Source organism: Tissierella praeacuta DSM 18095, from assembly GCF_900128955.1.
Lineage (GTDB): Bacteria > Bacillota > Clostridia > Tissierellales > Tissierellaceae > Tissierella > Tissierella praeacuta.
The window spans coordinates 47,040-68,358 of the sequence record NZ_FQTY01000001.1; the positions used below are offsets into that span (position 1 = coordinate 47,040).

General features: G+C 29.9%; 25 protein-coding genes and 1 tRNA gene. 24 read left to right on the forward strand and 2 right to left on the reverse strand.

Going from position 1 to position 21,319, the window contains the following annotated elements; genetic code table 11:
- Positions 1 to 81: 81 nt before the first annotated feature.
- The 21 genes from BUB33_RS00260 (at position 82) to BUB33_RS00360 (ending at position 19,179) form a co-directional block, all read left to right on the forward strand.
- On the forward strand, positions 82 to 1,266 hold the full coding sequence (locus BUB33_RS00260; protein ID WP_072971468.1) for an NAD(P)/FAD-dependent oxidoreductase: 1,185 nt from the start codon (positions 82 to 84) through the stop codon (positions 1,264 to 1,266).
- A 34-nt stretch (positions 1,267 to 1,300) separates the two neighbouring features.
- Complete coding sequence (locus BUB33_RS00265; protein ID WP_072971472.1) at positions 1,301 to 2,932, forward strand: MBL fold metallo-hydrolase RNA specificity domain-containing protein; 1,632 nt, start codon at positions 1,301 to 1,303, stop codon at positions 2,930 to 2,932.
- A 28-nt stretch (positions 2,933 to 2,960) separates the two neighbouring features.
- Entirely contained in the window at positions 2,961 to 3,953 is a 993-nt protein-coding gene (locus BUB33_RS00270; protein ID WP_072971475.1) for a lipoate--protein ligase, read from the forward strand.
- A gap of 151 nt (positions 3,954 to 4,104) precedes the next feature.
- Complete coding sequence (locus tag BUB33_RS00275) at positions 4,105 to 5,085, forward strand: D-cysteine desulfhydrase family protein (RefSeq protein ID WP_072971478.1); 981 nt, start codon at positions 4,105 to 4,107, stop codon at positions 5,083 to 5,085.
- 38 nt (positions 5,086 to 5,123) lie between these two features.
- Positions 5,124 to 5,630, forward strand: a complete 507-nt coding sequence (locus BUB33_RS00280; RefSeq protein WP_072971481.1) for a GNAT family N-acetyltransferase — start codon at positions 5,124 to 5,126, stop codon at positions 5,628 to 5,630.
- A 167-nt stretch (positions 5,631 to 5,797) separates the two neighbouring features.
- Positions 5,798 to 6,961, forward strand: coding sequence for a baeRF6 domain-containing protein (locus tag BUB33_RS00285; protein ID WP_072971484.1), 1,164 nt, complete (start codon positions 5,798 to 5,800; stop codon positions 6,959 to 6,961).
- A gap of 324 nt (positions 6,962 to 7,285) precedes the next feature.
- On the forward strand, positions 7,286 to 8,188 hold the full coding sequence (locus BUB33_RS00290; RefSeq protein ID WP_072971487.1) for a phosphate ABC transporter substrate-binding protein: 903 nt from the start codon (positions 7,286 to 7,288) through the stop codon (positions 8,186 to 8,188).
- Positions 8,189 to 8,229: 41 nt separating this feature from the next.
- Positions 8,230 to 9,090, forward strand: coding sequence for a phosphate ABC transporter permease subunit PstC (gene pstC, locus BUB33_RS00295; RefSeq protein ID WP_072971490.1), 861 nt, complete (start codon positions 8,230 to 8,232; stop codon positions 9,088 to 9,090).
- Positions 9,091 to 9,108: 18 nt separating this feature from the next.
- Positions 9,109 to 9,939: a PstA family ABC transporter permease gene (locus tag BUB33_RS00300; protein WP_072971493.1), complete on the forward strand. Its 831-nt coding sequence runs from the start codon at positions 9,109 to 9,111 to the stop codon at positions 9,937 to 9,939.
- Positions 9,940 to 10,683, forward strand: coding sequence for a phosphate ABC transporter ATP-binding protein (locus tag BUB33_RS00305; protein ID WP_072971496.1), 744 nt, complete (start codon positions 9,940 to 9,942; stop codon positions 10,681 to 10,683).
- Positions 10,684 to 10,704: 21 nt separating this feature from the next.
- Entirely contained in the window at positions 10,705 to 11,172 is a 468-nt protein-coding gene (locus BUB33_RS00310; RefSeq protein ID WP_072971500.1) for an HAD family hydrolase, read from the forward strand.
- A 266-nt stretch (positions 11,173 to 11,438) separates the two neighbouring features.
- Positions 11,439 to 11,636 (forward strand): DUF5320 domain-containing protein, encoded by a 198-nt coding sequence (locus BUB33_RS00315; RefSeq protein ID WP_072971503.1) that lies wholly within the window; start codon positions 11,439 to 11,441, stop codon positions 11,634 to 11,636.
- Positions 11,637 to 11,638: 2 nt separating this feature from the next.
- The gene (locus BUB33_RS00320) at positions 11,639 to 12,019 is read left to right on the forward strand and encodes a DUF134 domain-containing protein (RefSeq protein WP_072971507.1); all 381 of its coding nucleotides are present in this window, start codon (positions 11,639 to 11,641) and stop codon (positions 12,017 to 12,019) included.
- Between the two features lie 11 nt (positions 12,020 to 12,030).
- Complete coding sequence (locus tag BUB33_RS00325; protein ID WP_072971510.1) at positions 12,031 to 12,399, forward strand: NifB/NifX family molybdenum-iron cluster-binding protein; 369 nt, start codon at positions 12,031 to 12,033, stop codon at positions 12,397 to 12,399.
- 1 nt (position 12,400) lies between these two features.
- On the forward strand, positions 12,401 to 13,258 hold the full coding sequence (locus BUB33_RS00330; RefSeq protein WP_072971513.1) for a nucleotide-binding protein: 858 nt from the start codon (positions 12,401 to 12,403) through the stop codon (positions 13,256 to 13,258).
- On the forward strand, positions 13,236 to 14,099 hold the full coding sequence (locus BUB33_RS00335) for an ATP-binding protein (protein ID WP_072971516.1): 864 nt from the start codon (positions 13,236 to 13,238) through the stop codon (positions 14,097 to 14,099). The genes BUB33_RS00330 and BUB33_RS00335 overlap by 23 nt, the downstream gene beginning before the upstream one ends.
- A gap of 81 nt (positions 14,100 to 14,180) precedes the next feature.
- Complete coding sequence (locus BUB33_RS00340; RefSeq protein ID WP_200778096.1) at positions 14,181 to 14,948, forward strand: P-loop NTPase; 768 nt, start codon at positions 14,181 to 14,183, stop codon at positions 14,946 to 14,948.
- 2 nt (positions 14,949 to 14,950) lie between these two features.
- Positions 14,951 to 15,307, forward strand: a complete 357-nt coding sequence (locus tag BUB33_RS00345; protein ID WP_200778080.1) for a NifB/NifX family molybdenum-iron cluster-binding protein — start codon at positions 14,951 to 14,953, stop codon at positions 15,305 to 15,307.
- A 15-nt stretch (positions 15,308 to 15,322) separates the two neighbouring features.
- Complete coding sequence (locus tag BUB33_RS00350) at positions 15,323 to 16,876, forward strand: glutamate synthase-related protein (protein WP_072971526.1); 1,554 nt, start codon at positions 15,323 to 15,325, stop codon at positions 16,874 to 16,876.
- Positions 16,877 to 17,002: 126 nt separating this feature from the next.
- A complete protein-coding gene (locus BUB33_RS00355) occupies positions 17,003 to 17,752 on the forward strand; it encodes a rhodanese-like domain-containing protein (RefSeq protein WP_072971529.1) in 750 nt (249 codons plus the stop codon).
- Between the two features lie 1,100 nt (positions 17,753 to 18,852).
- Positions 18,853 to 19,179 carry a hypothetical protein gene (locus BUB33_RS00360; RefSeq protein ID WP_143154875.1) on the forward strand — a complete coding sequence of 109 codons (327 nt, stop codon included), beginning with the start codon at positions 18,853 to 18,855 and terminating at the stop codon, positions 19,177 to 19,179.
- A gap of 7 nt (positions 19,180 to 19,186) precedes the next feature.
- Here the strand turns inward: BUB33_RS00360 and BUB33_RS15940 are convergent, their stop codons facing one another.
- Positions 19,187 to 19,357, reverse strand: a complete 171-nt coding sequence (locus BUB33_RS15940) for a hypothetical protein (RefSeq protein ID WP_159429142.1) — start codon at positions 19,355 to 19,357, stop codon at positions 19,187 to 19,189.
- A 285-nt stretch (positions 19,358 to 19,642) separates the two neighbouring features.
- Between BUB33_RS15940 and BUB33_RS00370 the strand changes: the two genes are divergently transcribed.
- The 3 genes from BUB33_RS00370 to BUB33_RS16820 all read left to right on the forward strand — a co-directional run bounded on the left by BUB33_RS00370 (position 19,643) and on the right by BUB33_RS16820 (position 20,974).
- Positions 19,643 to 19,912, forward strand: coding sequence for a hypothetical protein (locus BUB33_RS00370; RefSeq protein WP_072971541.1), 270 nt, complete (start codon positions 19,643 to 19,645; stop codon positions 19,910 to 19,912).
- Positions 19,913 to 20,453: 541 nt separating this feature from the next.
- Positions 20,454 to 20,627 (forward strand): hypothetical protein, encoded by a 174-nt coding sequence (locus BUB33_RS15945; protein WP_159429143.1) that lies wholly within the window; start codon positions 20,454 to 20,456, stop codon positions 20,625 to 20,627.
- A gap of 86 nt (positions 20,628 to 20,713) precedes the next feature.
- Entirely contained in the window at positions 20,714 to 20,974 is a 261-nt protein-coding gene (locus BUB33_RS16820; RefSeq protein ID WP_200778081.1) for a tyrosine-type recombinase/integrase, read from the forward strand.
- 173 nt (positions 20,975 to 21,147) lie between these two features.
- Here the strand turns inward: BUB33_RS16820 and BUB33_RS00385 are convergent.
- Positions 21,148 to 21,234 (reverse strand) — tRNA-Leu (locus tag BUB33_RS00385).
- Between the last annotated feature and the right edge of the window lie 85 nt (positions 21,235 to 21,319).

Consider the following 21,319-nt stretch of genomic DNA (forward strand, 5'->3'; position numbering starts at 1 on the left):
TTCATAAAAATGAAGGCTTTTGTGTAGAATTTCTCAAAGTGGGTAATAATTAGAAAGAGTGATTTTAGGAGGAGATACAATATGGATAAGGCAAAATATTTAATTATAGGTAATGGAATAGCTGGACTTGCAGCTGCTAGGGAAATAAGAGCTCATGATGAAAATGGTACTATTATAATGATAAGTAGTGAATCAACTCTTACTTATTATAGAGTAAAATTAACGGAATATATGTCTAAAGAATTTACTGATGAAGAACTATTAGTCAGTAAAGAAAACTGGTATCAGGATAAAAATATAAAGGTTATTCTTAGAAAACTTGTTGAGGATATTGATATTACAAATAATAAGGTGAGACTTGATGATGGACAAGAAATAAGTTATGAAAAGTTACTAATAGCAACGGGAAGCCGTCCATTCATTCCTCCTATTAATGGGAAATATAAAGAGGGATTATTTGCTTTGAGGACTTTAAAGGATTTACATTATATAAAAGAATATTTGAAATCTTGTAATGATGTTTCATTAATTGGAGGAGGACTTTTAGGACTTGAAGCGGCATGGGCATTAAAAGAATTAGACAAAAAAGTAAATATAATAGAGTTTGCACCATATCTGTTACCTAGACAATTAGATAAAGAAATATCAGATAAACTAGAAAAGAAACTTTCCGAGCATGGATTTAAAATTTATCTTTCATCACAAGCAGAAGAGATATTAGGTGATGGTGCAGTCACTGGTATAAGATTAAATGGGAAAAGGAAGCTTGAGTCTGAAGCTGTTTTAGTATCTTCTGGAATCAGACCAAATTTAGATTTAGTTAGGAATACGGAAATAGAATATAATAGAGGTATAATAGTTGATAAACATTTAAAAACCAATATAGATAATATATATGCTGCAGGAGATGTAGTTGAAATAGATGGAATGGTATTAGGACTTTGGACTGCTGGAAATGAGCAAGGTAAGATAGCAGGAGCAAACATGGCTGGTAAAGAATTAGAATACAATCAACCTAAGATATTTACAACCTTAAAGATAGGCAATATAGAACTTTTTTCTGCAGGGATTATAGATGATTTTGATAGGGTACATGAATACAAAGATGACGAAAGAGATATTCATTATAAGCTATTTACTCGAGATAATAAAATAGTTGGAGCAATTCTTTTTGGAGATTTAAAAGAAATGAATACCATTAGAAATGCAGTAATATCAAATACAAGTATAGATGAATATATTAAAAAGGATAGCAGGTTTAAATAATTGATAATAGAAATATATTATTGGGGGTAAGGTTATGGATATTAAATTTTATGGTGCGGCAAAAATGGTTACTGGTTCTAACTATCTTGTGAAAACTGAAAAATATAATATAATTATAGACTGTGGAATGTTTCAGGGAAATGAAGAAATAGAAAGGTTAAACTATAATAACTTTCCTTATGATCCCAAGGAAATAGATTTTCTTATATTGACACATGCACATATAGATCATAGTGGTAGAATTCCTAAATTAGTAAAGGAAGGTTTTACAGGTAGAATAATAACTACAAATGCTACCTATGATTTATGTAAAATTATGTTAAAGGATAGTGCTAAGATACAGGAATCAGATGTGGAATGGGAAAATAGGAAAAGACAAAGGGCTGGGAAACCACCTATAGAACCCCTATATACTATGGACAATGCAGAAAGTAGTTTGAAATATTTTGAACCATATTTTATAGACCAAAAGATAAAAATAAATGATAATATCCAAATTAGATTTAAGGATGCAGGGCATATTTTAGGCTCAGCTATAGTGGAACTATGGGTTAAAGAAGGAAGTGAAGAAGTAAAATTAGTTTTCTCAGGAGATTTAGGTATGCCAGGTAGACCTATTATTAACAATCCAGACTATATAGATGAAGCAGATTATCTTATTATTGAATCTACCTATGGTAATACTATACATGAAAGTTTCGAAGAAAGTACTGAGAAATTAATAGATATAATTAATAAAACTGTAATACGAGGAGGAACTGTACTTATTCCCTCCTTTGCAGTAGGAAGAACTCAAGAGCTTATTTATCAGCTAAATAAATATTATGAATATAATCCATCTATAGAGGAGCATATGAGGATTCCAATTTATATAGATAGTCCAATGGCAGTAGAGGCTACAGAAGCATTTAAGAAAAACTCTAGTAGTTTTAATGAAGAAGCAAGAACTCTTGTATTAAAAGGAGATAACCCCTTTGAATTTGATAATTTAAGATATATAAAAAGTCAAGAAGAATCAATGGCATTAAATAAATATACATTTCCAAAAGTGATAATATCTTCAAGTGGAATGGCTACAGCTGGTAGAATAAGACATCATTTAAAGCATAATTTATGGGATAAGAGAAATAGTTTAGTTTTTGTTGGATATCAAGCTGAGGGAACTTTGGGGAGAATACTTTTGGACGGCAAAAAACAGGTAAAAATACTTGGAGAAGAAATTAATGTAGGAGCAGAAATTTATGATATAGAAGGGTTTTCTGGACATGCTGACCAAAATGTATTACTTGATTGGATAAATAAGTTTAAGAAAAAACCTAAGAAGATATTCGTTGTTCATGGTGAAGAAGAATCTGCCACTGCACTTTCAACTCTTATCGAACATCTATACAAAATAGAGACTATAATCCCTAATATAGGAAATAGTTTTAATATTGATGGTGATGAGGTTGAATTAACAAGAAGTATAGAGATATTACCAGATGTTGTAAGGAGAGATATTGAAAATGAATTTAGAATAGCATATAATCAATTTGAAGCATTAATAGATAAATCTAGCCAAATGATTGATAATAAAATTTTGATTCAAAGATATGATGAAATTAAAAATCAATTAATTGATATACAGCATAGATTAATGGACTTAAATATTATGATTGGAAGATGAAAAAACCTTTATATATTAGGAGGAGAATATGAAATATTTAGTAAATGACTCAAATGACCCAAGATATAATTTAGCTTTTGAAGAGTATTGTTTTAAAAGCCTAGATCTTAAAGATGATTATGTAATACTTTGGATAAATGGTCCAGCAATAATAGTAGGTAAAAATCAAAATACTATTGAAGAAGTAAACCAAGACTTTGTAGATGAAAGAGGTATAAAGGTTGTAAGGAGAATTACTGGTGGAGGTGCAGTATATCATGACCTAGGGAATCTTAACTTTAGTATTATATCTATGTCAACAGGTGCGGAGAAAATTGATTTTAAAAAATATAATATTCCAATAGTTAAATCTCTAGAAAAGCTTGGTATTAATTGTGAATTATCTGGTAGAAATGATATTACTATAGATGGGAAGAAGTTTTCAGGTATAGCTCAATCAGTATGGAAGAAGAGGGTTTTAAATCATGGCACATTATTATTTGATACTGAATTAGATATATTGTCAAATGCTCTAAGAGTAAAACAAGATAAAATTGAATCTAAGGGAGTAAAATCAGTGAAGAGTAGGGTAACTAACATAAAACCCTATATAAATAAGGATATAAATATTTATGAGTTTAGAGATATTTTATTAAAAAGTATATTTGGAATGGAAGGCTTAGAACCTGAGGAGCATAGATTATCTAAGGAAGATTTAGATAATATTCAAAAATTATTTAAAGAAAAATATTCTACTTGGGAATGGAATTATGGGGAATCTCCAAAATCACATTATCAAAATTATAGAAGATTTAATTTTGGAAGTATAGATATTAGATTTAATTTAGTAAATGGATTGATTTCAGATATTAAGATTTATGGAGATTTTTTTGGTACAGAAGATGTAAAATTGCTTCAGGAAAAATTAAATGGGATAAAATATGAAAAGACAGAAGTATTAAAGGCTATAGAAAGCGAACCTTTAGAAAAATATTTTGGTAATATATCCAAAAAGGAATTTATGGATCTAATGTTTCAATAGCAAATAATCTTAATTTTAGCAACTAAAGTTCAAAATTATATAGAACTTTAGCTGCTAGTTTTTTTATCTTTAAAAGAAACTATTGGTTGAGTAATGATTTAGATATATAATGTAATTAAAATGAATAGTCTAAATATAAGGGGGAAAACTTATGAAATTACCAAAAAGAATTGGTTTTGCAAATCTACCAACTAGAATTGAAAAATTAGACAGAATAAGCCAAGAGCTAGGAACACAAATTTATATAAAAAGAGATGATCAAACAGGTAGTGAAATATCAGGAAATAAGGTAAGAAAGTTAGAGTTTGCAGTACAGGAGGCTCTAGATAATGGTTGCGATTATTTAATTACCTGCGGAGGCATTCAATCAAATCATGCTAGAGCAACAGCGGCAGTAGCAGCAAAGCTTGGTATGGGTGCTTATCTTGTACTTAGAGGAAAAGAAGATTCAGAAGTAGAGGGGAATTATTTTTTAGATAAGATGCTAGGAGCAAAAATTAAGTTTATTACTCCTGAAGAATATAAAAATAGTAGAATGGATATTATGGAAGAAATTAAAAAAGGGTTAGATAAAGAAGGACATAAGGCATATATACTCCCAGAGGGTGCATCTAATGGAATTGGTTCGTTTGGATATTATAAAGCCATGGAAGAGATATTGGAGCAAGAAAAAGAACTTAATATTAAATTTGATGCAATAGTTACTGCCGTTGGTTCAGGAGGAACTTATGCAGGATTATATTATGGAAATTATATAAATAATAATGATGCAATAATTTATGGAGTAAATGTATGTGATAATGCTGAATATTTTACAAATACTATATTGGAGTTATTTAAGGAAATATATAAATATACAGGTGAAGAAGTTTTAGTGGGGAAAGAAGATATAAAGATTCTAGATGGATATGTGGGAAGAGGGTATGCTTTGAGTGAGCCTCAAGAAATAGAATTTATTCAGAATTTTGCTAAAAAGGAAGGGGTAATTTTAGACCCAGTATATACTGGTAAGGCAATGTATGGATTAGTGGAAGAAATTAAAAAAGGAACATTTAATAAACATAAAAACATATTATTTATTCATACTGGTGGTATATTTGGTTGGAATAGCTTTGCCAGGAGTTTAGTATAAGACTAAATCATATTATAATAAATGGAGGCTAAATCAAAATGAAAACACTAATACCAACAAAAAATGAATATTTTAAAATCAGGTTTGCAGAAGAAAAAGATGTAAAACTTATTTTGGATTTTATTAAAGAATTAGCAGATTATGAAAAGTTATTACATGAAGTAGTTGCAACTGAAGAAATACTTATGGATTCATTATTTGTTAGAAAATCTGCAGAGGTTATTATCGGAGAGCATGATGGTAAACCAGTAGGTTTCGCTTTGTTTTTTCATAACTTTTCTACTTTTTTAGGTAGACCAGGAATTTACTTAGAGGATTTATATGTAAGACCTGAAATGAGAGGAAAAGGATATGGCAAAATACTTTTATCCTTTTTAGCAAAATTAGCTATAGAAAGAAATTGTGGGAGATTTGAGTGGTGGTGTATAGATTGGAATGAGCCTTCTATTAATTTTTATAAGAGTATAGGTGCAGTTCCTATGGATGAATGGACAGTATATCGTGTACATAATCAAGCACTTATTGATTTAGCAAACGAATTTTAAAAATAAAAAAACCAAAAATTTCCAGATGCCATTTGAGCATCTGGAAATTTTTCAATATATAGTCTATTAAGCTAAATAAATAGCTACATATGTAAATTATATAGTGGGCAAATTAATAAAGATAATAGTTTATTAGAGTATAAAATAATTTTTCAAAGGAGGCAAAAATGGATATACTAACTAGAAAAAAATTTGAAGAATTAATAAATTCAGAGGAAGAATGGTGTATATCAATCTATATGCCTACCTGTCGTATGGGAGCAGATATTAAACAAAATCCAATACGATATAAACAGTGCATTAGAGAAGCAGAAGATAAACTATTTAATATGGGTCTAAGTAAATCAGAAGTTGAAAAAATCTTACAATCAGCTAGTAATTTAATTGATGAAACAACATTTTGGCAAAATCAAACAGAAGGTCTAGTAGTATTTATAACTCCAGACAAACTAAATTATTATCACCTTCCATTTGAAGTGAAGGATCAAGTAGTAATCTCAGATAAATTTTACACTAAACCACTACTTCCTTTATTTACGACAGATGGTAAATTTTATATATTAGCATTAAGTAAAAACGAAGTAAGATTATTTAAAGCTTCCAGACAAATGGTTAAAGAAATAATAATGGAAGATGCACCTAGAAGTGTTGAAGATATGAAAGTAGATGATGATCCAAGAACTAAATTGCAAATTCGTACTGCAAATCCAATAAGTAGCTCTTCACTTTCATATAATACAGCAAGTCAAGGGCAGGCTGTAGAAAATGACTTTGATAAAAATGAATTAGCTAGATATTTTCGTGCAATTGATGAATCTTTAAATAAATTGCATAAAGGAGAAGAAATACCTTTAGTACTTGCTGGAGTAGAATATTTAATTCCTATATATAAAGAAATTAGTAAATATCCAAATATAGTAGAGGAATTTATTAAAGGAAATCCTGAAATATTATATGGGGATGATTTACAAAAGATGGCGTGGGAGATTATGGAGCCTAAATTTTTAAAAATACAAGAATTGGCAGAAGCTAAATACAATCAATTCTCAGGTCAGAAAAATGGATTATATTCTAACTCATTAATAAAAATTTTATCTCAAGCTTATAATGGTCAAATTGAAACATTATTTATTGCCGATGGAATTCATCAATGGGGTAGATTTAATCCAAATAATAGTAAGGTAGTTTTTGACGAAGAACAAAATATAGGAAATGAAGATTTAATAGACCGTGCAGCTACTCTTACTGTATCTAGAGGTGGTATAGTATATGTAGTAGAGCCAGATAAAGTACCAGATGGTGGGACTGTTGCAGCTGTATTAAGATATTAGGATAACAACACAATCAGAATGAAATTTTTATTCGGATTGTGTTGTTATATTAATTCGTTGAATAATTAAATTTTGATATTGTTGTTTTAGTTGATTTATTGACTATAAGTTGGGAAACCCTTACATAAAATATTTTTGATAAATTAAATATAATTATTATACTAATGGAAAAATAATCATTTAATAACTTAAATTGAAAAAAGATTATTAATATTTTCTATACATATGTATCTTATTATAGATGAAATTAATTGGACATACCTAAGTATTGAATATAGACTATATTATGTACTTTGTTAATATTAATACATATAGGAGGTCAGTATGAAAAAAAGAATTAGTTTATTATTAATTGCATTAGTTTTAGTTACATCTTTATTTGGATGTAGGAATAATGAAGATACTTCAACAACTGTAGAAAATGAATTTAAAGCTCAAATGACTTTTAATGGTTCATCTACTTTAGCACCTGTAATATCTGCAATTGCAACAGATTTTATTGAAGCAAATACTACTTGGGATAAGGTAGATGCTAGTTTTCCAGATAAGAATATATCCATCTATGTATCAGCAGGTGGCTCTGGTGCTGGTGTTAAGTCAGTAATAGAAGGAACTAGTGATTTTGGTATGTTAGCTAGGGGAGTAAAGGACGAAGAGAAAGAAAAGATAGGTGATATGAAAGAATTTGTTTTAGGAATAGATGCCTTAACTATTTCTATAAATCCAGAAAACCCATTAGTAAAACTGAAAGATAGTTTAAGCACTGAAGAAATTATGAAAATATTTTCTGGAGAATATAAATATTGGGATGATTTAGATGATAGTCTTGAACATAAGGAGATAGTAGTTGTTATTAGAGATTTAGGTGGTGGAGCCCACGAAGTATTTCAAAAGAGTATAATGGGAGATGTACAAGTAAGAGAAGATGCAATTCAATCTCCTTCAATGGGTGCCTTAGTTACAAAGATAATCGAAAATAAAGATGCAATAGGTTATGCTTCCTTTGGTATGGTAAATCAAAACGTAGGAAAGCTTATACCATTAAAAGTTGATGGAATAGAGCCAACAGAAGAAAATATAGTAAATGGATCATATAAGGTATCAAGACCTCTTATTGTAGTTAAAAGAGGAGAATTGACATCTGAGCAAAAGGCATTTATGGATTTTGTTTTGTCAGATAAAGGTTCAGAGATTATTGCAAAAATGGGATTTGTACCAACAAACTAAAATTAGGGGCCTTAGCCCCTTATTTTTTTGAGGTGATTATAGTGAAAGACCTAGAAAATAGAATTTTCAAATCAATAGTTTGTTTTCTTACAGTATTATCATTATTGATACTTTCTTTCATAATATTATTTATTTTAAGAGAAAGCATTGTGTTTTTTAAAGAGGTTTCTATAATAAAATTTATTTTTGGTAATAAGTGGAATCCCCTGAATTTTCCAAATAAATTATCAATATACCCTACTATACTAGGAACTATATATGTATCATTAATAGGAATTGCTATTGCATTGCCTATAGGAGTAGGGAACGCTATTGTTTTATCAAATTATACTAATAATAAATTTAAAAAAATAGTTAGAGTTATAGTAGATATACTAGCTGGTATACCTTCTGTTATTCATGGATTTATTGGATTGCTTGTGCTTGTAAAATTCTTTGAGACAAAATTTTTATTAGCTACTGGAGAATCCGTATTAGCAGGTGGTATAATTCTTTCTATTATGATGTTACCATTTATCATTTCCACATGTGAGGAGTCTATGGAAAAGATTTATAATGAAAACTCTACATACTCAAATGCATTAGGGGTTTCTAAATCCTATATGATTAGAAAAATAGTTTTGCCTAATAGTAAAAGAAGCATATTAGCTTCTGGAGTATTAGCATTAGGTAGAGGGATGGGGGAAACTATGGCCGTAATGATGGTAATAGGTAATGCACCAATAATGCCTAAATTGTTGGGAAAATGTCAAACAATTCCTTCCCTAATTGCACTTGAGATGGGAATGGCAGAAGTAGGCAGTCTTCATTATCATGCGCTTTATGCTTCAGGCTTTGTACTCATGATGATTTTGCTTATTATCAATGTTATTCTATACATAATAAAAAGAAAAATAATATAACTAAAGGTTGAGATATTTATGAAGGAAAAAATTAAAGATAATATATTTAAACTGTGGATTATAATGAGCACCATTATAGTAGTAGGAGTTACTATATTTATTCTAGGATATATATTTAAAAAAGGAATGGGTTCTATTGATTTAGAATTTATTTTTAACAATCCAAAAGGCATACCATTAGGAGCAGAGGGAGGAGTATTTCCAGCTATTGTTGGCAGTCTATTATTAATGTTATTATCTTGCTTTTTTGCATCTTTTTTAGCCATAGCCACAGCTATTTATACAATTTTTTATTGTAGAAATAAATACATAGGTGATATAATTCATTTAATAATACAATGTATGGCTGGTATTCCATCTATTATTTTAGGAATGTTTGGTTATACATTATTAATTTTGTATTTTAAAATTGATAGATCTCTATTAACGGCAAGTATAACATTGGGAATTATGATATTTCCATATATCGAGGTTAGGATTGAAAAGATAATGAATGAGATAAACTCTAATATTATCAGTACATCATATGCTTTAGGAGTATCAAAATTTTATACCATATTTAAATTGATATTACCAATATGTAGAGAAGACATTATTTCAGCCATTCTCTTAGGGGGAGGATTTGCTATGGGAGCTACTGCACCAATAATATTAACAGGGGCTGTAATATTTGCTCCAATACCTAAATCCATACTTTCTCCTGTCATGGCACTTCCCTTTCACCTTTATATATTAACGGGGGAAGGAATATCGTTGGAGAAAGCATATGGTACTGCTGCAATACTTATTATACTATTACTTATAATTAATGTTTTATCTTTGATTTTAAATAGAAAGGAACATAGGTAAATGGAATTAATAAAGGTGAATGATTTAAAGGTTAGTTATGATAATAAATTGATATTAAAGGATTTGTCTATGTCCTTTATGAAAAATAAAATAACTGCAATTATTGGACCTTCAGGTTGTGGTAAATCTACATTTCTTATGGCTCTAAATCTGATGTTAGAGGAACAAGGCGGTAGCTATAGTGGAGAAATTTTATTTAAAGATAAAGATATCAGAGAATATAATAAAGATAATATAAGGAAAATGATAGGTATGGTATTTCAAAAGCCTACACCATTTCCTTTGTCTATATATAAAAATATGATTTATGCACCTGTATATTATGGAATAAAAGATAAAAAGGAACTACAAAACATAGTAGAATATAATCTAAGAAGAGTAGGACTTTTTGAAGAAATAAATAATGAATTAAATATGTCAGCTATGAAGTTATCAGGAGGACAACAGCAAAGACTTTCCATAGCAAGAGCATTAACTGTGGAACCAGAAGTATTACTTTTGGATGAACCATGTTCATCGTTAGATATAAAAAACACTGCTATTATAGAGGAAATGTTACTGAAACTTTCTAAGGAATATACTATAATAATAGTGACTCACAATTTGTCTCAGGCTAGAAGAATATCCGATTATACAGCATTTATTTTAAATGGTGAACTAATAGAATATGGGAAAACTGAGGAAATGTTTTCTAATCCAAAGAATAAAATGACAAAAGAATACTTAGAAGGAATATATGGATAGATTTAAAGTGGAGGGATAAATTTGTTAATATATGAAATACCAGGTAGAGAGAATATAGAAGTACAAAATATTGTTTTTGATTATAATGGTACTATAGCAGTGGATGGAAAATTAATAAATGGCGTAGAAGAGTTGATAAACAAGTTAGCAGAGTATGCAAAAATATATATATTAACAGCAGATACCTATGGAACTGTAGAAAAAGAGTGCATAGGTATCAATGGAAAAATATTAACTTTTCCCAAGGATAATGCGGGAGATTCAAAAAAAGAAATAGTACGAAGTATTAAAGGAAATACTATTTGTTTAGGTAATGGATATAATGACATCCCCATGTTTAAAGAAGCAATATTATCTATAGCCATAATAGAGAGAGAAGGGGCTTCAGGAGAGTTGTTATCTAAAGCTGATATAGTAGTGAAATCTATTATAGATGCATTAAATATATTGCTTAATAAGAATATGGTTAAAGCAACTTTGAGAAGTTGAAACCCTTATAATGGAAAAGGTATAATTAATAAAAAAATCACCATTAACTTAAAATTAATATGCTCCCTTTATAATATATGGTTTAAATAATAAAAACTGTAATTACAAGGAGGAGTATTTTTTATGGACAAAACTGAATATAACTCATGAGAAAAAGTAAAAAAACCCAATTATTATTATAAAAGTTATTGACATATGTCCAAAATGAGATATAATAAAGTCAAATGGACATATGTTAATAATTAATAATGAGGAGGAAATAATATATGTTTGGAAGATATGGAATGGGAAGAAATAAAGGCAGAATGTATAATAGGGTAGGAGTACACTGTGGACATAGTAGAAATTCATTACATTCAATAATGTGTATTGGAGAAAAAGAATTGTTAGAGGAACAAAAAGTTTTACTTGAAAGAAGGTTAGAAATGATAAATACTCAATTAGAATTTTGTAAAGGAGAATAATGATGGCAAGGCCTAGAAAATGGAGGAAGGTATGTTGCTTACCTGAAAGCAATATGTTTGGACCACTTGATACTGAAAAAACAGATAGTAAAGCAATCATTATGACAGTTGATGAATATGAGGCCATTCGTCTTATAGATTTAGAAGGAATGATGCAGGAAGAATGTGCCGATAGAATGAATGTAGCTAGGACTACTGTCCAGAGAATTTATAATGATGCAAGAAAAAAGATTGCAGAATCCTTGGTTAATGGAAACATATTGAAAATAGAAGGCGGAGATTATATGCTTTATGATGAAAATGAAAAAAGACATGGATGCAGAAGATGTAGAAGACATAGATGTAATGAAAGACTAGAGCATAAAATTAATGTAAAAGAATAGGAGATATTAAAATGAAAATAGTTATTCCTGTAAATGATAATTCTATAAAAACAACAGTATGTATGTCCTTTGGTAGAACACCTTATTTTTTGGTTTATAATACAGATACAAAAGAAAGTATTTTTATAGATAATAGTGCAATTTCAAGTCAAGGGGGAGCAGGAATCAAAGCTGCTCAATCAGTAGTTGATATCGGGGCAGAGGTGCTAATTACTCCAAGATGCGGGGAGAAGGCTGCCGATGTAATAAATGCAGGCAGAGTTAAGATATATAAAACAATTAATGATTCTATAGAAGATAATATAGATGCTTTTATAAATGGACAATTGTCTTTACTTGAAGAGATTCATTCGGGATTTCATAATCATGGAGGAAAATAATATGAAGATTGCAGTACTTAGCGGCAAAGGTGGTACAGGGAAAACCTTTATATCCGTTAATTTGGCTACTGTTGCAGAAAAGTCCATTTATTTAGACTGTGATGTTGAAGAACCGAATGGGCATTTATTTTTAAAACCCCAGAAATTATCTATTAAAGAAATATCAGTGAAGATACCTAATGTTAATCAGGAGTTATGTACTGGGTGTAGAAAATGTGTTGAGTTCTGCAAGTTTAATGCATTGGCTTATGTTAAGGATAGATTAATTATTTTTGATGAAATATGTCATTCTTGTGGAGGATGTACCTTGTTTTGTCCTGAAAAGGCTTTATCAGAAAAGGAAAGAGTTATTGGAACAATACAAAAAGGGTTATCTGACAATGTAACTGTATTAACAGGAATCCTAAATACTGGTGAAGTTTCAGGGGTTCCTATTATAAGTGAAATTCTAAGAGATAATTTAATTAATAATGATTTAGTTATAATTGATTGTCCTCCAGGAAGTTCTTGTATGGTAATGGAAGGTATTAAAGATGCAGATTATTGTGTCTTAGTAGCAGAACCTACAATATTTGGGGTTCATAACTTGAACATGGTTTATGAATTAGTTAGATTGTTTGAAAAACCTTTCGGAATAGTTTTAAACAAATGTTTAGATGATGATAATCCCGTTGAAGAATTTTGTATTCATAATAAAGTAGAAATTTTAGCAAGAATTCCTTTTAGTGTTGAATTAGGAAAAATGAATTCAAATGGTTTAATTGCATCAAAACAAAATAAAAAATATCAGGAGGTATTTATAAATTTATTAAATAATATTACTAAGGAGGTATGTAATGAAACAATTATTAATCCTTAGTGGTAAAGGAGGAACAGGAAAGACTACTGTTGCTAGTGCTTTCATAAAACTTGCAAATGCTAAGGCATTTGCAGATTGTGACGTTGATGCTCCCAATCTTCATTTATTAATGAATCAAATTTCTCAGCCTATAATATCAGATTATTACGGTATGGACAAAGCCTTTATAGATACTGTGAAATGTAAAAGCTGTGGTATGTGTAAAGAAAATTGTGGTTTTGATGCTATTAAATTATTCAATGAAGAATTTAAAGTTGATTATTTTTCATGTGAAGGCTGCGGAGTTTGTGAAGAGATATGTTCATTTGACGCAATAACTCTTAGACCAGATGTTGCAGGTAAATTAACTTTATATACCAAAGATAAAATATTTTCTACAGCACAATTAAAAATGGGGAGTGGAACTTCTGGAAAATTAGTAAGTGAAGTTAAAAAACAGATGAAAGAATCTGTTGAAAATGCAGATTTAGCTATTATTGATGGTTCTCCAGGAATTGGTTGTCCAGTAATAGCATCTCTTAGTGGTGTAGATATTGTACTTATTGTTACAGAACCTTCCCTTTCAGGTATTAATGATATGCTACGAATCATTAGGACTGCAAAAAAGCTAAATGTTAGAACTTTTGTTTGTGTTAATAAATATGATACAAATGTAGAAAATACTAATAAGATTAAATCAATATGTGAAGAACTAAACTTACCATTTGTGGGAGAAATACCTTATGATAAAGAAGTAATTAAAGCTATAAATAATGGACATAGTATAGTTGATGTTGAATGTAAAGCAGGGAATGCAGTAAAAGATGTATTTAAAAATACAATGAAAATCATAAATAGGTAAAGGAGAAAAAATATGAGCGAAAACTGTAATCAAAATTGTAATACTTGTAACGTAGATTGTAGTGATAGAAAGGAAACTACTATGGACTTTCTAGAAAAATCACATGAATTAAGTAATATAAAAAAGGTAATAGGAATAGTAAGTGGTAAAGGTGGTGTAGGAAAGTCATTAGTTACATCTATCTTAGCATCAGCAATGAATAAAAAAGGGTATAATACTGCAATATTAGATGCAGATATTACTGGACCTTCAATACCTAAGGCTTTTGGAATAGAGGATAAGGCTAGGGCAAATAAGCTTGGTTGGTTTCCTGTTAGAAGTAAAACAGGCATAAATATTATGTCTATTAATCTATTAGTAGAAAACGATACTGATCCAGTGGTTTGGAGGGGACCTATAATAGCTAGTGCTGTTAAGCAATTTTGGACTGATGTAATTTGGGGTGATATTGATTATATGTTTGTTGATATGCCACCAGGAACTGGTGATGTTCCTCTTACTGTATTTCAATCTATTCCAGTTGATGGAATAATTATTGTTACATCACCGCAAGAATTAGTATCAATGATAGTATCTAAAGCAGTTAAGATGGCAGAGATGATGAATATACCTATAATTGGATTAGTTGAAAATATGTCATATTTAAAATGTCCTGATTGTGAAAAAGAAATTAAGGTATTTGGAGATAGCCATATTGATGAAATTGCAAAAGAGCATAATATAAATGTACTTGCTAAGATGCCAATAGATCCTAAACTTGCATCATCATGTGACAGTGGTTCTATTGAAACATTGGAGGTTAATTATTTAAACAGTATTTCGCAAATATTAGATGAAATGGAGGAATAATTATGAAAATAGCAGTTGCAAGTGAAGGTGAAATGGTAACAGAGCATTTTGGACATTGTGAGAATTTTATGATTTTTGAAATAGAAGGAAAAAGAGTTGCTAAAGTTGAAATAATTCCTAATCCAGGGCATAAACCTGGATTTTTACCAAACTTTTTAAATGATTTAGGAGTAAATGTTATTATTTCAGGTGGAATGGGAAAAGGAGCAGTTGACATTTTTAATGAAAAGGATATAGAAGTAATAGTAGGTGCCGAAGGAGATGCTAAGGAAGCTGTAAATAGTTATTTGGAAGGTTCACTTAAGTCAACAGGTTCAGTTTGTAATGAACATCAACATCATAATGAATGTGAAAATTAAAAGGAGGTTTTTTTTATGTCATATAGTCCATCTTTAGGGAGTTCTATAACTAATACGAAAATGAGAGATTCAGCACATCTATCGGAGTTTTCAGGTATGTGTGCTGTATGTACTGCTAATTGTACTGGGACATGTGAAATAGGCTTATCAGCAGTTCGTGGTTCAGAAGCAATTTATCCTTATAAAACAGATATAAATCAATTTGCATCTGAGAAGGATTATCCATTAGATTTTTCTCATTTCAACATTAATGGGAGAGTATTTAATGCACTGGGATGTGCAGAAGATGCAGATTTAGCTACTTTTCCTAAAGCAAATATAGATACAACATTTGGAATAAACAATAAAGTTAAATTAAATGCACCTATAGTTTTACCAGCTATAGCAAAACTTAATTGGAGAGATTATTATGCAGGAGCTGCTTTAGCAGGAGTATTGGTTGTAATAGGTGAGGACGTAGTAGCAAAAGATAAAGATTTAGTCTTAGAAAATGGGAAAGTTGTTGCATCACCCCTAATTGAAGAAATGGTATCAGCATTTAGGAAATATTATAGGGGTTATGGTGATATTATTCTTCAAGGGAATTATGATGATGAAAATTTAGGTGTATTAGATTATGCTATTACTAAATTAGGAGTTAAATCTGTGGAATTAAAATTTGGACAAGGCTCTAAGGGAATACAAGGAATGGGCAGAGTTGAGAAAATTGAAGATGCTTTAGAGTTTCAAAAAAAAGGATATTTAATTTATCCTGATCCATCTGATCCAGTAATAGCAGAAAACTATAAAAAAGGTATAGGACAAGTATTTGAAAGAATTAGTAAATTACCAATATGGAATGAGGAAATATTAATTAATCGAGTAAAAGAACTAAGAGAACTAGGTGCAGAGCATATATCTTTTAAAACTGGACCATTTGATCCAAAAGATTTAATTAGAATACTTAAGATTGCATCGAAGGCTGGTGTTGATTTAGTTACATTTGATGGTGCTGGCGGAGGTTCTGGAAATAGTCCAAGTAAGATGATGAATGAATGGGGCATTCCTACAGTTTATATGGAAAGTTTATTATATAATATTTTAAAGAAAATGGATGAAAAAAATTATTCCCTTCCACAGATTGCAGTAGCTGGAGGAATTGCTATGGAGGATCAGGTATTTAAAGGATTAGCCTTAGGTGCTCCATATATAGGGCTTGTTGGAATAGGAAGAGCAGCTATGGCAGCGGCTATGGCAGGAAAACAAGTGGGGGAACTTATAAAAGGAGGCACTGTGCCTAAGGATTATGAAAGATTTGGTTCCAATATAGAAGAAATATTCAGTGGCATAAGAGAACTTAAAGGATTATATGGTGATGATGCTTTAAATATTTCTACTGGTGCTATAGGTGTTTATTCCTATATAAATAGAATATCCACAGGATTAAAACAACTTATGGCTTTAAATAGAAAGTTTTCATTAGAATATATTAATAGGAATGATATAATTCCATTAACTGAATTGGCAGCTAAAGTAACAGGATTAGAAACATATAGTGATATATTAGATAGAGAATTAAATAATATATAATTAATTAAATAAATCTATAGGTATCTATAGGGAATAGATATATATTATAAAAATTGAAAATTAAAATTTATAATGTTATAATCAACAAGGTAAAATTAATGAATTATAAAATAAGGGGGAACACTAATGAATAACAAAAAATTTAAATTATTTACTTTGTTGGTTATAATCATATTAACAATGTCATTGATGGTTGCATGTGGAAAAAATAATACCCAATCTGCAGATAAGTCTGGAGACAATTCTACAGATATAGCAACAATAAAAACAATGACAGGTGAAGAACTTGTAAAGCAAAATTCGGGAAAAGAAAAGGATAAGGTTTTAATTATTGATGTACGTTCACCTGAAGAATATAAAGCAGGTCATATTCAACATGCTATTAATATGAATATCGAAGGTTTCGAAGATAGAATTGGCGAACTTGAAGATTTAAAAGATTTTCCAATTATAACTTATTGTAATTCAGGGAAAAAGAGTGGACAAGTTGCAGAAATTTTAGTAAACAAAGGATTTAAAGATGTAACTAATGCTGCAGGAGTTAAGGAATTTGAATATGACTTAGTTCACTATGATGATTTAAGGGGAGCTACATTTCAAAAGCTTATTGATGAAAATAAAGATATGATATTAGTAGACGTTAGACCAGAAAAACAAGTTGCACAAGAAGGAATGATTGAAGGAGCTATTAATATTCCATTTGATGCAGTAGAGTCTAATCTTGATAAATTGCCAAAAGACAAAACCATAGCTCTATATTGCAATACTGGTACTAAGAGTGCTGAGGTTGCAAAGCAATTAGAAGATATTGGTTATGAAAACATTGTAAATGCTATTGAAGGTGTAAAAGAATTTCCATTTGTTTTAGTAAAATAATATTATTATTAGAAAAGAATCTCTGTTGAATATATTAAGGAGGTTCTTTTTCATATTACATAATATAATGTATTGATTTTTAGTAAATATTATTTTAGTCTTTATAATAGATTTTCACTAGGAATAGAAATGGGGATTATTAAGATATGTAAGGTATATATCTTTAAAATGAGATTTAGTATAATTATAGAACTATTGAAGATGAAAAAGAATCGGGGATAAAAAACCCCGACTCAATTATTGCTAATTATTAGAAATCACAGTTCATGAAAATAATTACTAATATTAGGAAAAAGAATAGTAGAGAATTATCCATGCCACATTCTCTGTCACATCCTCTTCTGCCACCGAATAAGCCACCCATAAAAGCACCTCCTATTTATACTTTTTATTTAGGTGAAAGTAAGGGGTATAATAATAGAATATGAAAGAGAGCTATAAAGTGTTAATTATTATTTTTAAAGGAAGTATAAATTAAATAAGATTTCATCAATCTAGATTCAAAATATTTTTTTACTTTTGAAAAATATTTAAATGTATAATAATTTAAATTAATCACATACTATAAATGTAAGGTTCGTAAACAGATTTCAATTTTCAGTTAATACTGAAAAGATATGTTCTCCTTTTATAAGGTCCGTAATGGATTTTGATGAAAGTAGACATATTATTTGAATTCATTACGGACCTTACCTTTATTTTAAATTTTAGACTTCTTTTTGTTTGGCTAGCCTTAAAGAGTGTAGAAATTGGGGAAAATAATCAAGTTATAATGTCTTTTCTCATTTGGCTTGGAGTAATTCCGTAAGTTTCTTTAAAAACTTTTTGGCAGCTATTGGGTAAGGGGATGAGATTATAAAAAGTGCAGAAGGCTTTTCAAAACAAGAAATAATTTTTTGAAAATCTCCCCTTTTCCTTCCTCATGCGTTATATGGGTAATAATCAAAATAATTTTAAGTGGAATTTTTATGAAACTTAACAAAAGCAGGTAGCATCAGCAGAACAATGTATTTAGCAAAACATACTTCTGGAAAATGGACAAGTTTAACTTCATGGAATTTCAGTGGAATTGAAAATGTATTTTTATCAAATTTCAAATAATGATATTCACTATTAGCTGGCAAATTACCTATCTGTTTGAGTACCAAAGGAGGATTAAAACGAAAAAACTAGCTACAAAAATTATGAGCCTTGTACTGATACTATCATTGAGTATTTCAATGGCAATGCCAGCATTTACTGTAGAAGATGATTCCTATTCAATTGAGAGTAGATATGCTCAATGGCTTATTGATCTTGATGAAGAGCAAATCAAAGCACTATCTATAGAAGAGGCTAAAGTTTTATTTGAAAAGGGATTTTCTGTTAAAGCAAACAACTATATTGAAGATGAAATTCGTCTTGCATTAGACGGTCTAGTTTTTTAAAAAAATTTCAAGAAGTCATGGCTGAAATTAAAGAAGTTATTGAAACCCAACTATCTTCTCCATTTTCAACTACAGGCAGCGCACAATATTCAGGGAATATTGGTGTAGCATGGATTGGTGATACAACAAGTGGTCGTTCTTCTTTAACATTAGGAGAAATTCTATCTGGGACATACACTTTTGAACAGGTGGTTTAGCAACAATTACCTCGGTTGCAGTAGGTGCAGTTGTTGGTCTGGGTTGGAACTGGCTAAGAAATATTGATTGCTAAAGAATGTATGATTGTTTTAAAGGTTTCTAAAACTAGCTCTATTTCCAACCCATTCCCTGGGATGTATGGAGACTGGTATAAAGATACGCATGGCTATTTGTACAGTTATTAGCAATAACTAAATTTCTATGCATAATACTTAATATGGGGTATAATAGTCCTATACCCCATATTATTTTAAGGTGGTGAAATATGAGAGAAAAGATAAATTGTTGTATAGGTATGATTTTAGTAATGATTTTTGCTTTCTGGGGCACAGAGTATTTACTCTATACTTTGTTTGTTAGAAAAAGCAAATTGTTTATTTTTTGCTTTATTCTATTTTTGCTAATGGTATCATTCTTTATAGGGATAGTAAATAAATTTAATTTACCAAACAAAATAGTTGCACCAACTCTAGTATTATTTTCCGTCTTTATTGGTCTAGGTATATTGAAAGTTACACTTCCATTATTTTTATGAGGAATATACTATATGTGAACTATAAGAATATCATCAATATTCATAAAACTTTCAAATAATCATATAAAAGAACGGGACTTAGTAGAAAACTAATTCTCATTTAATTTTTCAGGATTATTTATTAGGAAGTAAAGTGTAAATTCACTGGAGATATATATAATTAAAGAACCAAATGTTAAGACACGTAGACAATAATATGCTGAAATAAAGGTTGTTACTGGTTCTTTCTTTTTATAATTGCAATAATTATATAATTATAATACATTTCCAAATAAGCATGAATAGCTTTTTTAATGCCCCACTGTATCTTTAGTCGGGCATTTTTGCAATTTTCACCGTAGTAGTGGTGAAAGGGGAACGAGGAAGTCACCGCCCGAAAGGGTGTGAGAATGTGAAACCTAATAACCATGGGCAAAGCAAGCAACACATCTTTGATAGCTTTTGCAAAAAAAATCCTAAAGCATGAAGCAAGAGATATTATGACGAATTAAAACGACAACGCAGAAAGGAAAAGACTTTTTCAGATTTGCCTGCAAAGGAAATGGAACAGCTTTACACATTAAATAAATACTTTATTACTGAGCAAATTTTCAAGGTGATAGGTCTTAATATCATTGTTACAGATGATGTTATTATTAAAGCTTTACAAAGCTTGCCAGAGTGCAAACGAGATATTATTCTTCTTTCTTATTTCTTAGAATTGTCTGATAGATAAATAGGTGATAAGTTTAATATGCTTCGCTCTACTGTTCAGTATCAAAGAACAAGGACTTTGCAATAGATGAGGATTTACTTATCAAAATGTATATTGAACAAAAAAAGAATAGAAAATTATGTGGTAATTGTTATTGTAATGATTATTTGGAGTTTATATATGTCAATGAACTTGGTGAAAGAATAAGGCCGGGGTATTTGACGCAACACTTCCGAATTTTATTGAAAAACAATAACTTAAGGAGAATTAGATTTCATGATTCAAGACATTTTTGTGCCAGTCTCTTATATGCCAACGGTGTCAGCTTGAAAGATATACAGGAATGGTTAGGGCATAGTGACATCTAAACGACTTCAAATATCTATACCCATTTAGACTATAGTAGCAAGGTTTCTTCTACTAATGCAATTTTGCCTGTATTTTCATCAAAGAAATCAGAGTCACAGGTAGAGATTAAAAATGACGAGGAAATTCAGGCAATAAAAAAACTCTATAGTACAAACTAAAGAGTTTCTAAAAATGGTGCCGGTGGCCGGACTCGAACCGGCACGGTGTCGCCACCGGTGGATTTTGAGTCCACTACGTCTGCCAATTCCATCACACCGGCAAAACTATTACAAAGAATATAATAACATAGAATTAATAATTAATCAATATTTTTATTTTCATTTTGTTTACTCAAATCATCTTTT

Bases quoted from the DNA above. Each gene is read 5' to 3' on its own strand.
- BUB33_RS00335 (WP_072971516.1), top strand. From the start codon at position 13,236: ATGAAACAATTATTAATCCTTAGTGGTAAAGGAGGAACAGGAAAGACT.
- BUB33_RS15945 (WP_159429143.1), top strand. From the start codon at position 20,454: ATGGAACAGCTTTACACATTAAATAAATACTTTATTACTGAGCAAATT.
- BUB33_RS00330 (WP_072971513.1), top strand. From the start codon at position 12,401: ATGAAGATTGCAGTACTTAGCGGCAAAGGTGGTACAGGGAAAACCTTT.
- BUB33_RS00315 (WP_072971503.1), top strand. From the start codon at position 11,439: ATGTTTGGAAGATATGGAATGGGAAGAAATAAAGGCAGAATGTATAAT.
- BUB33_RS00265 (WP_072971472.1), top strand. From the start codon at position 1,301: ATGGATATTAAATTTTATGGTGCGGCAAAAATGGTTACTGGTTCTAAC.
- BUB33_RS00280 (WP_072971481.1), top strand. From the start codon at position 5,124: ATGAAAACACTAATACCAACAAAAAATGAATATTTTAAAATCAGGTTT.
- BUB33_RS00350 (WP_072971526.1), top strand. From the start codon at position 15,323: ATGTCATATAGTCCATCTTTAGGGAGTTCTATAACTAATACGAAAATG.
- BUB33_RS00340 (WP_200778096.1), top strand. From the start codon at position 14,181: ATGGACTTTCTAGAAAAATCACATGAATTAAGTAATATAAAAAAGGTA.
- BUB33_RS00360 (WP_143154875.1), top strand. From the start codon at position 18,853: ATGATATTCACTATTAGCTGGCAAATTACCTATCTGTTTGAGTACCAA.
- BUB33_RS00270 (WP_072971475.1), top strand. From the start codon at position 2,961: ATGAAATATTTAGTAAATGACTCAAATGACCCAAGATATAATTTAGCT.
- BUB33_RS00345 (WP_200778080.1), top strand. From the start codon at position 14,951: ATGAAAATAGCAGTTGCAAGTGAAGGTGAAATGGTAACAGAGCATTTT.
- BUB33_RS00275 (WP_072971478.1), top strand. From the start codon at position 4,105: ATGAAATTACCAAAAAGAATTGGTTTTGCAAATCTACCAACTAGAATT.
- BUB33_RS00355 (WP_072971529.1), top strand. From the start codon at position 17,003: ATGAATAACAAAAAATTTAAATTATTTACTTTGTTGGTTATAATCATA.
- BUB33_RS00320 (WP_072971507.1), top strand. From the start codon at position 11,639: ATGGCAAGGCCTAGAAAATGGAGGAAGGTATGTTGCTTACCTGAAAGC.
- BUB33_RS00285 (WP_072971484.1), top strand. From the start codon at position 5,798: ATGGATATACTAACTAGAAAAAAATTTGAAGAATTAATAAATTCAGAG.
- BUB33_RS00290 (WP_072971487.1), top strand. From the start codon at position 7,286: ATGAAAAAAAGAATTAGTTTATTATTAATTGCATTAGTTTTAGTTACA.
- BUB33_RS00370 (WP_072971541.1), top strand. From the start codon at position 19,643: ATGAGAGAAAAGATAAATTGTTGTATAGGTATGATTTTAGTAATGATT.
- BUB33_RS00300 (WP_072971493.1), top strand. From the start codon at position 9,109: ATGAAGGAAAAAATTAAAGATAATATATTTAAACTGTGGATTATAATG.
- BUB33_RS00325 (WP_072971510.1), top strand. From the start codon at position 12,031: ATGAAAATAGTTATTCCTGTAAATGATAATTCTATAAAAACAACAGTA.
- BUB33_RS16820 (WP_200778081.1), top strand. From the start codon at position 20,714: ATGTATATTGAACAAAAAAAGAATAGAAAATTATGTGGTAATTGTTAT.
- BUB33_RS00260 (WP_072971468.1), top strand. From the start codon at position 82: ATGGATAAGGCAAAATATTTAATTATAGGTAATGGAATAGCTGGACTT.
- BUB33_RS00305 (WP_072971496.1), top strand. From the start codon at position 9,940: ATGGAATTAATAAAGGTGAATGATTTAAAGGTTAGTTATGATAATAAA.